The following is a 12,319-nucleotide window of genomic DNA, read 5'->3' as shown; positions in this document are numbered from 1 at the left end:
GCGAAAGTCTTATACGCGACTCTGAAGAATGCCTGTTCGAAGATGGCTACGCAGAACGTTCTAATCACGGGTCCGCATGGAGAGGCAGGGCAAGCGTTGCGGAAGCATCTCGTTGGAAAGGACAAATATGAGTTCACGTTTCTTGACCTTCAGGATCACCCCGAGTACGACACCTATGTCGCGGACATCAGTGACTACGACGCAATTCGGCCCGCGTTCGACGGTCAGGACGCTGTGATCCACCTCGCTGCCCAGTCTGATGCCGGTGCGACGTTCGAAGAGGTCATTGAGCCGAACATCGTCGGCACAAACAACGTAATCGAGGCCGCCGCGGATGCGGGCGTCGAGAAGGTGATCTTTGCGTCCTCCCAGCGCGTGATGGGTCTCTACGAGGAGGATCATGCGCCGGCCCTATTCGATGAGGAGTACCCATTGGTGCTCGACCACGAAACGCTCCCGAAACCCGACGGCTACTACGGCGCGACGAAAATGTTCGGTGAGCACATCGGTCGGGTCAAGGCGCGCGAACCGGGCCCGCCGTCACAGTTCTTCTCAATCCGCATCTCGAGCGTCCGTCCGGACCCCTATGACCATCCCTATGGAGACGCCGAACGTGGCGTCGGTCGTGGGGACGACTCTTCAGTTGACCCCGAGGACGGCGCGTGGGACCCTTCGCAGACGGGGTCTTGGGAGCGTGGCAGCGAGGAGTACGAGCGGATGGTCAAGCGACTCAAGGCTTCGTGGACATCTCAGCGTGACTTCGCTCACCTCATCGAGTGCTGTCTTGAGAACGGAACCGTCACGTACGACACGTTCTACGCTGTCAGCGACAACACTACCGGTTGGTTCGACGTCGAACATGCGAAGGCCGTACTCGGCTACGACCCCCAGGACGACGGCTCTGAATGGGAGCAGCCACCAGATGTCGAGAACACAGCCAACTTCTGACAGCGTTGAGGCCCGTCATTTAGGGACCGGACCGCAGGTATGCGCTCCCCGCAGCCACGCCACTGAGCGTGATCGAAGTAGCCGAACCGGCGATGTTACCACTATCTCTCTCACGTCAATGGACCGAGCGACTACCTAGGGGATTTCTTTCCGGGGTTCAAAAAGCTTAAGCGCGAGTTTTCCATTACTCGAGATAGAATGGGCGACTGCCACACCGACTGTGCCGTCGAGCAATCCGGCCCGAGCCGACGGCGCGTCCTCAGTGCACTCGGCGGGACGGGGATCGCGGCGACTGCGGGCTGTCTGGACGAGCTTACTGAAGAAGAGGACTGGCCGTCACGACAGGTCGAAATTATCGTTCCCTGGGCGGCCGGCGGCGGCGCCGACACGACGAGCCGCGCTATCGCAGACGCCGCCGAGAATGAGACTGATATTGCCTGGAATGTCACCAACCAAGAGGGCGGCTCTGGCTCTATTGGTAAGAGCGTCGTATCCGACTCTGAGCCGGATGGGCACACTCTAGGTGTCGTCGCCCCTGAAATCGCGCTTTTTGAACACCTGGATATTGCCGATCTCGGTCCTGATGACATTACTCCGCTCGTCCAGTACGTCGAGATGCCGGCAGCGCTCATTGTTCATGAGGACTCCGCCTACGATTCGCTCGAAGAATTCCTTTCCCACGCTGAGGATAATCCGGGTGAGATCCAGATGGCGAACTCAGGGACTGGTTCGTCATGGCATCTCGCCGGCGCCGGGTTCGCCGACGAAGCCGATATCGAAATTGAACACATCGCGTACGACGGTGCTGACAGCGCGATTACAGGGGTCATGAATGGCGAGGTAGACTGTACGACGGTTGGGGCGACTGAGGTCAGGTCGAACGTTGTTGACGGTGACCTCATGGCACTAGGCGTCATGGCCGAGGATGTTCTTGACGCGCTGCCTGAGACGGAACCAATGCATGAACAGGGCGTCGACATTGAGATCGGCTCCTGGCTCGGGCACTTCGCACCTGAAGGAATGGATGAACAACGTCAGTCAGAGATAGTTGACACCTACCAGTCTGCGCTCGACGACGACGCAGTCTCCAACTATTTTGAGGAGAACCACTTTACGCCAGTTGAACGCGGTCCGGACGAATTTCTTGAGTTCATCTATGACCAGTACGAATACTACGAAGGCCTAGTGGAGGATCTTGATGTTGAAATGTGATGACTACGCAAATGCGGAAGCAATAGTTCGAAGCTTCAATTATTAACTTGCTTACACCGATTCTATAGTACTCGTCAGAGGAAACTGCCCACTTTGGAAGTGAGAGTTGATCAAGGGCGGTATTAATCGCTGTTGAGAGTCAAAGAACCGGTTACTAAGTGCTGATTGAAGTTGTCCCCACCACCCCTCGACCGGATTTAGTTCAGATGAATACACTGGTGACCCTACGAAGGCGAGATTGTCACGAACCTAGCAGCTCGTGACGGCCGACGCCTGAAAATACGGCGAGCCATCCAGCGATCGTGTTTAGTTAAGATTGAAACTTGAGGCGAGACGAGTTTCGGCTGGTCAATGGCAGAAATCGCTCGCCTCAGTGGTCGTAGCGACTGGATCAACTTGGAATTTGTGGAGCGAGAGCGGACACTGTGCCGACTAATGGAACTCGGTATTCGACTGCACCTTGCCGAACTATCTCTTTCAAATACCGTTCGAAAACTATAGAAGTTCGGTATCGAACGCTCGCGGACAGCCGTGCACGACTGGGTACACAAGGCCGATCTACAGCCCGCCAACGGTGCGAGTCCGGATCATGTTGCACTCGACGAGACAGTGATCCGAATCAACGGACAGCAGTTCTGGCTGTACGCGGCTATCGATCCCCAGACGAACGGATTCTTGCATGCACGGCTCTTTACGACGACTACAACAGCACTAACGCAACGATTCTTGAGAGAGCTTTGTGAGAAACACGACGTCGAGGACGCCGTGTTTTTCGTCGATCATGCCCAGCATCTAGCAACAGCAATCCAGCGAACCCGGCTCCGATTTCGACCCGAATGACACGGAAATCGGAACGCTGTCGAACGTATCTATAAAGAGGTAAAATAACGCATCTCTTCGCTCAGTGATAACTTTAGTCACGTTGATCCAACAACCGCCCAAACGTGGTTACAAGCCTTCGCCGTCTGGTGGAACTCGCTTAACTAAACACGATGGCATAATCTCAAACAACGAAGTTCTTCCAGTATATAGTGACAAGCAATATCCAGTCGTGGGTGGCTTGACAGCAGGCCAAACTATCGACATCATCCGTCTGATTCGCCATTCCCCTGAATAATAGCGAGCCAAAAGTCCTCGACTTCTTTGGCAAATTTGACGAATTCTTCAGCCTCAACTGGTTTTTGGATATATTCGTCCGCCTCGAGGCCATGAGATTTCACGATCTCTTGCCCGACTTCTGAGCTCGTGAGAACTATCACTGGAATCTCTTTCAGTTCCGGCTCGTTATTCAGCTCCGAGAGGACTTCCATGCCACTTTTTCCAGGCAGCTGGGGCTCAAGTAAAATGAGGTCCGGTTGTGGCACCTCTTCATACTCGCCACGCTGATTCACGAAATCAAGCGCTGCTTCCCCATTAGAAACGGTATGAATAGTATTGAAGATCTTTCCTTGCTCAAAGTTTTCCTCAAAAAGACGGATATCACCATGATTGGGTTCGACTAATAAAATATTGATCAATTCTCCTGTTTCATTGTCACTTCCCCCACTTGGTGAACCCATACCACTGCATTAAGCTGCAAGCTTAAAAGATAAACGTTGATAATTTCTTCGGAGCAACTCAGTTTGTTTTGTTCTGAAGGCGGTGGCAAGGCTTTGTGTCACATGCCGGTGCCCTATGTATCGATTAGCTCGAAGTCAGTTCCGTCGCAGAGAGGACATGAATCCCAGTTTTTGGGAGTGGGATCAGTATCGCTCACCGCTTGTAGAACAAATCCACAGCCTTGGCATTCACTAAAGATGTCCAAGCAAGAGTAGTTATGGTGTCAATTGACATCCTTCTTCTCCCCCAGTAATTTGGTAACAGGAAGCGATGAAGAGAACAGGTTTCATTCGCACAGCTACGGATCGACTGGCTCTCCGAAATCCAGTCGTAATCAATTATCAGTCAACAGGGAGAAAACCAGTATCAGTCAACGAATGAATTCGCCGGTACAGGTAAACCAGACCTGCGAACGTTGCGAGAAACGGTGTGAACGCGACGACAGCGTAGAGGTACCACCAGTAGCGCCGCTCGTGAATCTGATTGAGATACATTCCGTCGAGTGCGAGCGCGATCGGCAAGCCAGGCCACGCGATCAGGATTGCTAGGCCTGCGATCACGCCGAGACCGAGCGGTGGCTCGATGAGAAACATAATCGCCGTCGCGATCGCCCAGCAGCCGGTCGTAATCGCAACCCAGTGCCAGCGAGGTTTGAGGCCTGGCACCGATGGAAGCGACGAGAGAAGGCCACCTTCGTTAGTTGAATCGGTGGATTTGGCGGGCGAAGACGATGGCTCAGACCCACTCTCGTCACGCGTTGGCAGCGGGAGGTATTCCGCGACGAGGTCCTCGGCGCCTTCTTCGCGAATGATGTGAACGAGGCCATCGCCGTCGATCGTTTTGACGTTCAGGTCCCGTGCAAGCTCGAGGCCCTGTCGTGAGAATTCGTTAGTCGTGACGACCAGCACCTTGTCGACGCCGTTCTCTTGATGAGCGAGAGATGCATACTGTTGGATCTCCGGTGAGCCAACGGTCGTGTTCGGTCCGTATCGCTTCGCCTGGATGAGCACCTTCGACTCGTAGGGGTAGGACTTGGTGGCCCGGACGTCGACGCCGCGATCGTGTGTGCCGCCATCGACTGCAGCGTCCCATCCCTTTCGCTTCCAGAGGGCCGCAACGAGTTCTTCGAACTCGAAGGGGTCCATCTGCTGGAGGTAGCGTTTGAGTTCGTAGTCGGTGACGTCGGGAATAAGTCGCGCTTCGGCAGCCTGTGCTTCGGCCACTACAAACCACGCTCACGTTCAGGTTCTGCGCCTACGTCACGTGATTGAGCAGCTTCGTCGTCAGCACGCAATTGGGCGTCGTCTTCGTCCAGGAGGCCAGCATCTGTGAGCCTATCGAGAGGCGTGCGTGAGTAGTCTACGTCGTCGCCACCAAGATGATACTCCTCACCGAGAGCTTTGGCGGCACACTCGCTACAAAGCCGCTCCTCGAGGAGGTCGTCATCGAGATGATCGAGTTCGACAGACCGCCAGCGCCCAGTGCGGGGAGCGTGGCGACATGGTGTTTCTGGCTTGTCTCGTGTGCTCTCTTCGGTGGGGATATGGATCGCCCGGCCCGATTCCGAGTAGGTGGATCGGACCCAGTAGTCGGCGGCTTCGCGGACGGAGTCGACGTTGAGAGCCGATTGAGAAGAGTCAGCCATCGTTCTCCTCATCCAACTCGTCGCGGTCGATCTGAACGGTTCTCTCGTCGGGACGCTCGAAGGCGAGCAGCTGATCGCCGGCCCACACATTCAGTTCAGGTGGGTTATCCCAGTTGATCTCGTCAGAGTCGATCTCAAGCGCCTCAAGGACCTCTTGGGGGATCGTGAGCATCATCACGCTTCCGTCACCTTCGAATCGGATCGAACTCGCGAGCGGGTCTGTCCGGCCGTCGATTCGCTCTTCCACGCCGATCGCGGGAACCATGCCGATCTCCTCGACGGCGTGCGGATCGAACCGGAACGAGCCATCCTCGAGACCGGCCGCGCGGATTGCGTTCGTGATCCGGACGACGACCGATCCCTTTGCCTGTCGGAGCTTAGCAGTCTGAATCTCTCGAATGTCGACGTTCTTGTCTTCGGTCATTGGAGTTAGGGTATGTTTGTGCCATGGATCCGTGTTGCGTCGGCCTTGGGGCAGGGAGGCCGTCAAACCAGAATCCGGTGCGCTGAGTCGAACAGCGACGGCGTCGCGAGGACGCCATCCACCATGGCACCGGTGACGTCGGTCGGACGTGTAATCCTGCCATTGAACGGGCGTCCGTCTGACGCCGTCATGATCACGCGGATCCCATTACATTGACCGATCACGCCGGCGCCGGCATCCTTTTTCCGACTTGTCCTTTCCACGACGTTGCTGGCGATGTGCCAGGTGTATAGACCGAGGTGAGATGACTCACCAGCGGTCTCGCTGGTCAGCATCACGCAGTAGCCGGTTCTCAGTCTTCTTCCTCCTCGAGCAGCGCTTTAGTGTAGCCCTCCAGGTCGTCGCGGTTCCGTGTTTGATCACGAGTTCAGCTAGGCTGGCACTGGAGTGCATACCAGGTACCGCTTCAGTTCGTCGGCGATCTTTGGGTCGACGTCATCCCCGGCTTCGAGCAGCTGGGAGAGCTGCTGACCGCGTTCGTAGCCTGCGACGATGCGGGCTTCTTCCGTCGGCTTGTCAGCACCTCGAATTTCAATCGTGAGTGCCATGGATTCTGTCAGGGTATATTTCGATATATCAATATAATATATGGGAATAACATAAAGGTACTGATCGGCTGCAGGGAGGGCGCCAGATCAGGCGTCCTCAACTCGGAGATTGCCACCGCACTGACAGCGATAGTTGCTAGGGTTCTTGACAATCTTCGAGCGCTGGTAGCGCGGGTCGCGCTTCTCGCAGTCGTCGCAGACTATCCAGTATTTCGGGTCAGCAAAGCGCTCGCAGTGGCGATCGGTGTCAAGTGGATCAACCCACCGGGTGAACGTTGGACCGTGATCGGCTTCGCTGTGCTTGTGGAACTGGTAGGCGTGGATCAGTTCGTGGCGGATCGTCCGGGCGAACTTCTGCCAGCCGTACTCGCGGTATGCGTCCCACGAGAGCCGGATCGTGATCTGATTGTTCGCTCGGTTGTAGCCGGCCTTTCCTGCCGAGCGCTGCATCTGGGTTGATGTCTCCCAGTTGATCGACTCGACCGGCAGCTCGGGGAAGTGTTCGCCGGCGACGTCGGCAGCGTGCGACGCCGCTCGAGCACGTAGCTCCGCTTTAGTCTCGGGTTCGTCGAGCTCGCGTTCAGCGACGCTGTCGGCCGTCTCACTATCGGTAGCGGCCTCGAGTGCGTCAGCGAGCGATAACTGTTCGGGGGACATCGGGCCGTCTATTCCTCTTCGCCGACCCGCCAATCCACGTTTTCATCCGTGTCAACCTCAACGCCGTCGTAGAGTTCAATGACTTGCTCCGCAGTGGCCTTCAGGTCGTCGGAGAGTGGCTTGAATTCCTGATTCTGCGAGACAACGACCGAGCGTGGAACTCCTTCCCACTCGAGTGGCAGCGGGAACCAGCGCTCGAAGGCAACGTTCGCACCGGTATCGACGTAGAGAACGACCGTCTGACCCGGTAGAAGGCTGATATCCTCACTCTCGAGCGTTCGGGCGACAGCGACGAAGCGGGTCTTTCCGTCAACCTGAGCGTCGCCGGGTTCGTCGTGCATCATCTGGATCGTCCCGTAGTCGATCATCTCGACCTCACCCGCCGCGAGGCCTCGGTTCTCGGTCTCTGCTTCCGTTTCCGCGTTGGGTTCTGCAAGTGCCATGGTTCCGGTCAGGGAGTGCCCCTGTAACCATACAATATATGGGTAAGGCAATAAAGGTACCGAATCGCCTGCGAGCCATGATCGACCGACAGTTTTAACACACTTCCAATACAATATATGGGTACAGGGAACCACTCCCTGACTGGATTCCATGGCACCCGAAATTGCGACACAGAACGACGCTGGAAGCACCGGACCGACAATCACCGATATCGACGACCGTAGCGTTCGCGCCCTAACCGAGTACATGAGCGTTCTCGAGGACTTCGACCACGTTCGCGGGGCTGATGACATGTACGTCGTGGTCACCGAGAAGCAGTACACGGTCGACCTCCGCGAAGGGTCGTGCACCTGCCCTGACGCGACCTACAACCTCGGAGCGGGTGAGCAGTGCAAGCACGAGAAGCGGGTCCGCTACGCCACCGGCGACTGGGAGATCCCGGCCGGTGTCGACGAGAGCTCGATCGATCCCGACCTTGGCGAGCACGTCACGCAGAGGGACTAACAATGCCCGAATGCGACAACTGCGGCGCTCACGTGACCGAGCAATATCGGCGCGTTTTCGCTGCGAACGACGGAACGCTGCACGGCTGTCGCGCCTGCCGTGAGCAGGTTGAGATATTCAATGGCGCCGGCGCCGGCCTCAAGACCGACACCCTTCGGCTCTAGCCGCGGCGGTGCTACCTCGATTTTCAGTTTTTAGCACCCAAGAGCGTGCGAGTTCGCGATTTCGAGAGTCGAGTGAGACAGTGAGGGTCGTGGCTCGGTACGCTTGGAGATCGTGATCACCGACGGTCTACTTGGACTCGTACTTCCCGGGTGAGGATGTCCCTCGAGGCCGTTCACGTAGTCGACGTCGATTGTGGTTCCAACACCGGCGCCCGCTCCTCGAGGGGATCGGTCCGACGACTGGTGTGTGCCGGATTCGCCGAAGCGACCGCCCGAATGCTCGCCTACGAGTTCACTGCCGGCTGCGACGAGTCGTTTTCTCAAGACGGGGCCTGACGCTTGTCGTTTAGCGTACTCGAGTGCAGCGACGAGAATCGGTACTTTTAATACAATACCCATATAATATATGGGTACAGGGAGACACTCCCTGACTGATCCATGGCACGGAAAGACGACCTTCAAACCGAACTGACCGAGAACGAAGACGGATTCTGCACGCTTCAGGTGCAGAGCAAGCGCGGCGACGGTACTCGCGACGAGGACCGCGTGAAGGCCACGCTTGGGCGGAACTCGATCGAGGAGATCGAGGAGGACCGCGAGCGGTTCCTCGAGATGGTCGAAGAGACCATGACCGAACGCCGATCGAGCAACCAGAGCGACAGCGAATAGAGCCATGTCGCTCCGTTTCCAGAGCGTTGCCGAGAGTGAGCAGCGACCTGTCGTTGCCGAAGCCCGCGCTGTGACGGCACCTGAACGGCCAGGTGATCGGCAGCACGAGAAGGTCATGCGGAGGCTCCACGAGCGGCGAACGATTGACGAGAACCGTACGCCGGCGCCCGAACCCGATCGCGCTCCGATCCGCGTCGATGACTCCGGCTGTACCGAACGGCAGTTCCGCCAGATGGTGCTCTAGCGGAGGCCCTTTTATGATGAACACTCAAAACTACAACACCAATTTGGATCAAACCGTCGAAAGCGCCGCCCACGAGCGTATAACGGAGGGATTCTGATGGGCGCTGTGACGTTCGAGACGCTGGCATTTGGGAAAACCGCTGAAGAAGCGTTCTCGAAGGCTATCGAGGACGCTCGGAATATGCACGGTCACGGCGGCTACACCGGTACGATCGCTGAGAAAGACACGCTCGAGGTGATACCCGAACGTGAGCACAAAGGTCGGCAGAAACGCACTGTCGCACGCGAACTGATCGAAGAAGGGGACGAGCGAATACAGAGCAAGCGGGGTCCTGCCGGAGCGATCAACTGCTCGGGCACGACCGAAGCGAAACGGTATCGCGAACGCAAGGGCTTGAAAGGCAAGCACGGCGACGTCTGGCTGTTCTTCGGTTGGGCGTCCCGCTGATCTCTTTCTTTTCGAGAGGCGTTTAATAGATCGTCGCACCCGGTCGGCCGATTAATACGGCTTCCTTGGGCGACTGTCTTCGAGCCTGCTGAGCTTAATTCGTGGCCTGTCCGGCGGCATCAATCGGTTAGATCTTTTCCGGCGAAAGAAGGGCTCCCACTGGTTTGCAGCTTGACCGCGTTCAGTATTTCTCTCTTGATGGGGTCTTGCGATCTGGGATCGAAGATCACCGAGCATAGAAACTGCTTGATCGCACCATCTTCTTGCGAAGATTTTTACAGACACGCTGGCAACATCCTGTTGCAGGGCCCACGCTCAAGACAAATTCAATGCCATGGATTCGGTCAGGGATTGTGGGCCCTGCAATTCTAACCGCTGAGACACTTCTCGTGAAATATAGCTCTGCGTCAGCCGTACATCTGACTGAATCACATGTGTGAGCGAGTTCTTACGGGCGGTGAGGAGAGTCGCCGGTACCAAGACTAACAGTTACGATCACCGACGAGTAAGCCGAACTCCTTGAGGAGAAAACGGAGGTCGGCGGCGAGTATGACTCGAAGAGCGAGGCAGTGAGAACGTTCATCACCGAGTATGAACGCCTCACGGAACGGGTGGATAAATTCCAGAACGAACGTAATCGCTTACAGCGGCAACTCGCGGTTACGAACAGTCGTATTGACGAGGTCATTGAGTTAGTCGAGTACGTCGACGAACAGCGAGAGCTCGAGCGTTACCGGGAGCGTCGCGAGCGTATGATTGATCAAGCTGGCATCCTCACTCGAGCGAAGTGGTGGCTCACCGGCGTCCCTGTCGACGGCGGCGAACTCGAGGAGTGATCCGACTTAACCAACAATCGGGGTATCTATTGGCCGATGTTGGTTAAGCCGCCCCGCGGCCGGGGCGTCGGTCGTCGGTCAACTGGTTACTGTTCTCCGGGCCACCGATATGGGCACTGGTGGCAGTCGTAGAAGTGGTGTTTCTTGATCCCCTCGCTCGTTCGTTCTGGCGTCGTGTTCTTCGGCAGCACCTTAGTACCACATTCGGGGCAAGTCTCGGCTCGTTCCACATTCGTTGGCATGTTGTCCGGAAGGTTAAGCGCCCTGGGACCGACCTTTCCTGCAGGTCATTTTCGGGGTTCCTTACCTCCGCAGTCGTCGGTTCTGTGAGTGTGTTTACGGTTCTGTTCCCAATCATCACAAGTCGAACTTTTTCCATCGACGACGTCCTCAAACTCGGTGAATAGGTCCAGCGGACGGTCGACCCGATCACCGAGGATCGATGTCCTTGTTGACAAGAACATGGACGACCGCGTCGAGAACATCCTCGGATTCGCTGAACTCCCGACGGCTCGTCGTCAACGCCTGGTATCCCGCGAACGCGGCCGTCTCGACGCTATCCTCCTGTCACTACTCGTTCGTCTTCAACGTTCTGGACGACTGGCTGAACTGCCATCTCACGCAGTGCTCGGGGCAACGTTGCGCTCGGTGTACCGTTCAACATCGTGGCCTACGCGCTCCTGACGAAGGTCGTCTTTTCACTCACATGGTCGTCGACACCTATGTCGACTATGGGCACAGCGAACTAGCAGGTGCTACATTGGTCACCTCGAGGGTCGTTGTCATATACGTCGTCGGACGACTCAAGCCTACTACGTGATCTCATATAGAAAACCACCAGATAGCTTAAGAATGAAGTCGACTAGTTCGAATATCGTGAATTTCGTAATAACTTTCTTCTTAGGACAGAGGTACTCAATCGGCAGATTTCTTGGCTCAAAGAGCCTGATAAGATCGATACATAAAGATTGGTACGCTGGATGCTAGCCCCCCTACCTCTCGGTTCGTCCGGTTTATTATCTCTCGCATCATCAACCAGAATACGCCTCGTCGGGACGGCCCCCCACCTGATCGCCGTTGGCGCTTGATCAGGTAACGGACTCACAGTCATGAGTGGCGACGCTGTCTCGGCGAGGTAATCCAAACATGACGAACTTAGAACTGCTCTTCGGGATCATCACGGTGCAAGCCCTTGTAATCGCTTCCATTGGGTTAGGATACATGGTAGCGGGCTAAGGGAGCACCTCACCGATCCCTACTGAGATGTAGAGCGGCACAATCAAACGACTTTCGCGTTCCGTTTCTCTGAATTGTTGAACTCGGCAAGAACAGCGCGCTGGTTGAGGCCGTTTACAGGGCCGAGAAGCGTGACACGAGATTGTTGTCCCGTCCTGATCAGCTCAAACCCAACCACCTGCGACGGAACGACCTCGTCGAAGGTGGGTTCGGCTCAGGTACGATGACAGCGGATGGCGCCGAAACGACCCTCTCGATCTACAACGTCAACAAGTTCGCCTACGACACCGTCGTCTCAGAGCTGCCCGACAAGGTCCGGGCTCACGTCGAGGACGTTCAGTTGCGACTACATCACGGGAATAGACAAACCACGGACCAAATCTATAGCCACTTGATCCCCCGATAGCCTGTAAGAGAGGGTGCCATAGAACGATTCTCATAGAGCTGTTTTCATTACTCCTCTCGGTGAACCAGCTGCTACGTAGATGTGCGAATGGAACACTGCGGAAAATGCCGAGCATCCGCGAGCGAAGCGAGCGGTTCACCGCCGGAGCGGGGTGAAACCCCGCGACGGCGGCCTTTTGGCATCAACGGGTTTTGCCGGGGGTTGAGGCTGGCGTCGCAGACGCCAGCCGATGCCCCCGGTAAAAGAGGTTGCTGTACATAGCAGATTGGTGCCGAT

Annotated in this window: 16 protein-coding genes and 4 pseudogenes; 11 read left to right on the top strand and 9 right to left on the bottom strand. The window is 56.4% G+C overall.

From position 1 onward, the window contains the following. Positions 1-42: 42 nt before the first annotated feature. Both ACFEMD_RS20860 and ACFEMD_RS20855 read left to right on the top strand, forming a co-directional pair. On the top strand, positions 43-948 hold the full coding sequence (locus ACFEMD_RS20860; protein ID WP_394743194.1) for an NAD-dependent epimerase/dehydratase family protein: 906 nt from the start codon (positions 43-45) through the stop codon (positions 946-948). 198 nt (positions 949-1,146) lie between these two features. After that, positions 1,147-2,160, top strand: coding sequence for a Bug family tripartite tricarboxylate transporter substrate binding protein (locus ACFEMD_RS20855; protein WP_394743193.1), 1,014 nt, complete (start codon positions 1,147-1,149; stop codon positions 2,158-2,160). Between the two features lie 91 nt (positions 2,161-2,251). Here the strand turns inward: ACFEMD_RS20855 and ACFEMD_RS20850 are convergent. Further along, positions 2,252-2,457: pseudogene (locus ACFEMD_RS20850) on the bottom strand (transposase); the annotation flags it as partial. 54 nt (positions 2,458-2,511) lie between these two features. Between ACFEMD_RS20850 and ACFEMD_RS20845 the strand changes: the two are divergent. Further along, positions 2,512-3,147: pseudogene (locus tag ACFEMD_RS20845) on the top strand (IS6 family transposase). A 98-nt stretch (positions 3,148-3,245) separates the two neighbouring features. Here ACFEMD_RS20845 and ACFEMD_RS20840 read toward each other — a convergent pair. The 8 genes from ACFEMD_RS20840 to ACFEMD_RS20805 all read right to left on the bottom strand — a co-directional run bounded on the left by ACFEMD_RS20840 (position 3,246) and on the right by ACFEMD_RS20805 (position 7,536). Further along, on the bottom strand, positions 3,246-3,719 hold the full coding sequence (locus ACFEMD_RS20840; RefSeq protein ID WP_394743192.1) for a response regulator: 474 nt from the start codon (positions 3,717-3,719) through the stop codon (positions 3,246-3,248). Between the two features lie 381 nt (positions 3,720-4,100). Then, complete coding sequence (locus ACFEMD_RS20835) at positions 4,101-4,982, bottom strand: restriction endonuclease (protein ID WP_394743191.1); 882 nt, start codon at positions 4,980-4,982, stop codon at positions 4,101-4,103. Then, positions 4,982-5,404 carry a hypothetical protein gene (locus ACFEMD_RS20830; RefSeq protein WP_394743190.1) on the bottom strand — a complete coding sequence of 141 codons (423 nt, stop codon included), beginning with the start codon at positions 5,402-5,404 and terminating at the stop codon, positions 4,982-4,984. Before ACFEMD_RS20830 ends, ACFEMD_RS20835 begins: the two co-directional genes overlap by 1 nt. After that, complete coding sequence (locus ACFEMD_RS20825; RefSeq protein ID WP_394743189.1) at positions 5,397-5,894, bottom strand: hypothetical protein; 498 nt, start codon at positions 5,892-5,894, stop codon at positions 5,397-5,399. The genes ACFEMD_RS20830 and ACFEMD_RS20825 overlap by 8 nt, the downstream gene beginning before the upstream one ends. Beyond that, entirely contained in the window at positions 5,891-6,163 is a 273-nt protein-coding gene (locus ACFEMD_RS20820) for a hypothetical protein (RefSeq protein WP_278294023.1), read from the bottom strand. The genes ACFEMD_RS20825 and ACFEMD_RS20820 overlap by 4 nt, the downstream gene beginning before the upstream one ends. A 96-nt stretch (positions 6,164-6,259) precedes the next feature. Continuing rightward, on the bottom strand, positions 6,260-6,436 hold the full coding sequence (locus ACFEMD_RS20815) for a hypothetical protein (RefSeq protein ID WP_278294022.1): 177 nt from the start codon (positions 6,434-6,436) through the stop codon (positions 6,260-6,262). A gap of 87 nt (positions 6,437-6,523) precedes the next feature. After that, positions 6,524-7,093: a SprT-like domain-containing protein gene (locus ACFEMD_RS20810; protein WP_394743188.1), complete on the bottom strand. Its 570-nt coding sequence runs from the start codon at positions 7,091-7,093 to the stop codon at positions 6,524-6,526. A gap of 8 nt (positions 7,094-7,101) precedes the next feature. Further along, the gene (locus ACFEMD_RS20805; protein WP_394743187.1) at positions 7,102-7,536 is read right to left on the bottom strand and encodes a hypothetical protein; all 435 of its coding nucleotides are present in this window, start codon (positions 7,534-7,536) and stop codon (positions 7,102-7,104) included. 151 nt (positions 7,537-7,687) lie between these two features. On the opposite strand from ACFEMD_RS20805, the gene ACFEMD_RS20800 reads away from it, so the two are divergent. The 8 genes and pseudogenes from ACFEMD_RS20800 to ACFEMD_RS20770 form a co-directional block, all read left to right on the top strand. Next, positions 7,688-8,041: a hypothetical protein gene (locus ACFEMD_RS20800; protein WP_394743186.1), complete on the top strand. Its 354-nt coding sequence runs from the start codon at positions 7,688-7,690 to the stop codon at positions 8,039-8,041. Positions 8,042-8,043: 2 nt separating this feature from the next. Then, the gene (locus tag ACFEMD_RS22110) at positions 8,044-8,205 is read left to right on the top strand and encodes a DUF7563 family protein (RefSeq protein WP_449560133.1); all 162 of its coding nucleotides are present in this window, start codon (positions 8,044-8,046) and stop codon (positions 8,203-8,205) included. A 156-nt stretch (positions 8,206-8,361) separates the two neighbouring features. Continuing rightward, entirely contained in the window at positions 8,362-8,541 is a 180-nt protein-coding gene (locus ACFEMD_RS20795; RefSeq protein ID WP_394743185.1) for a hypothetical protein, read from the top strand. Positions 8,542-8,643: 102 nt separating this feature from the next. Then, positions 8,644-8,874, top strand: coding sequence for a DUF7389 domain-containing protein (locus ACFEMD_RS20790; RefSeq protein ID WP_394743184.1), 231 nt, complete (start codon positions 8,644-8,646; stop codon positions 8,872-8,874). 340 nt (positions 8,875-9,214) lie between these two features. Next, positions 9,215-9,565: a hypothetical protein gene (locus tag ACFEMD_RS20785; protein ID WP_394743183.1), complete on the top strand. Its 351-nt coding sequence runs from the start codon at positions 9,215-9,217 to the stop codon at positions 9,563-9,565. 569 nt (positions 9,566-10,134) lie between these two features. Next, entirely contained in the window at positions 10,135-10,401 is a 267-nt protein-coding gene (locus tag ACFEMD_RS20780; protein WP_394743182.1) for a hypothetical protein, read from the top strand. 481 nt (positions 10,402-10,882) lie between these two features. Beyond that, a pseudogene (locus ACFEMD_RS20775) lies at positions 10,883-11,108 on the top strand (thymidylate synthase); the annotation flags it as partial. Positions 11,109-11,719: 611 nt separating this feature from the next. Further along, positions 11,720-11,974 (top strand): annotated as a pseudogene (locus ACFEMD_RS20770) (hypothetical protein); the annotation flags it as partial. Between the last annotated feature and the right edge of the window lie 345 nt (positions 11,975-12,319).

The organism is Natronococcus roseus (genome assembly GCF_043677095.1).
Lineage (GTDB): Archaea > Halobacteriota > Halobacteria > Halobacteriales > Natrialbaceae > Natronococcus > Natronococcus roseus.
The sequence above is the reverse complement of the archived record's forward strand: the minus strand, read 5'-3'. Positions and strand labels throughout refer to the sequence as shown.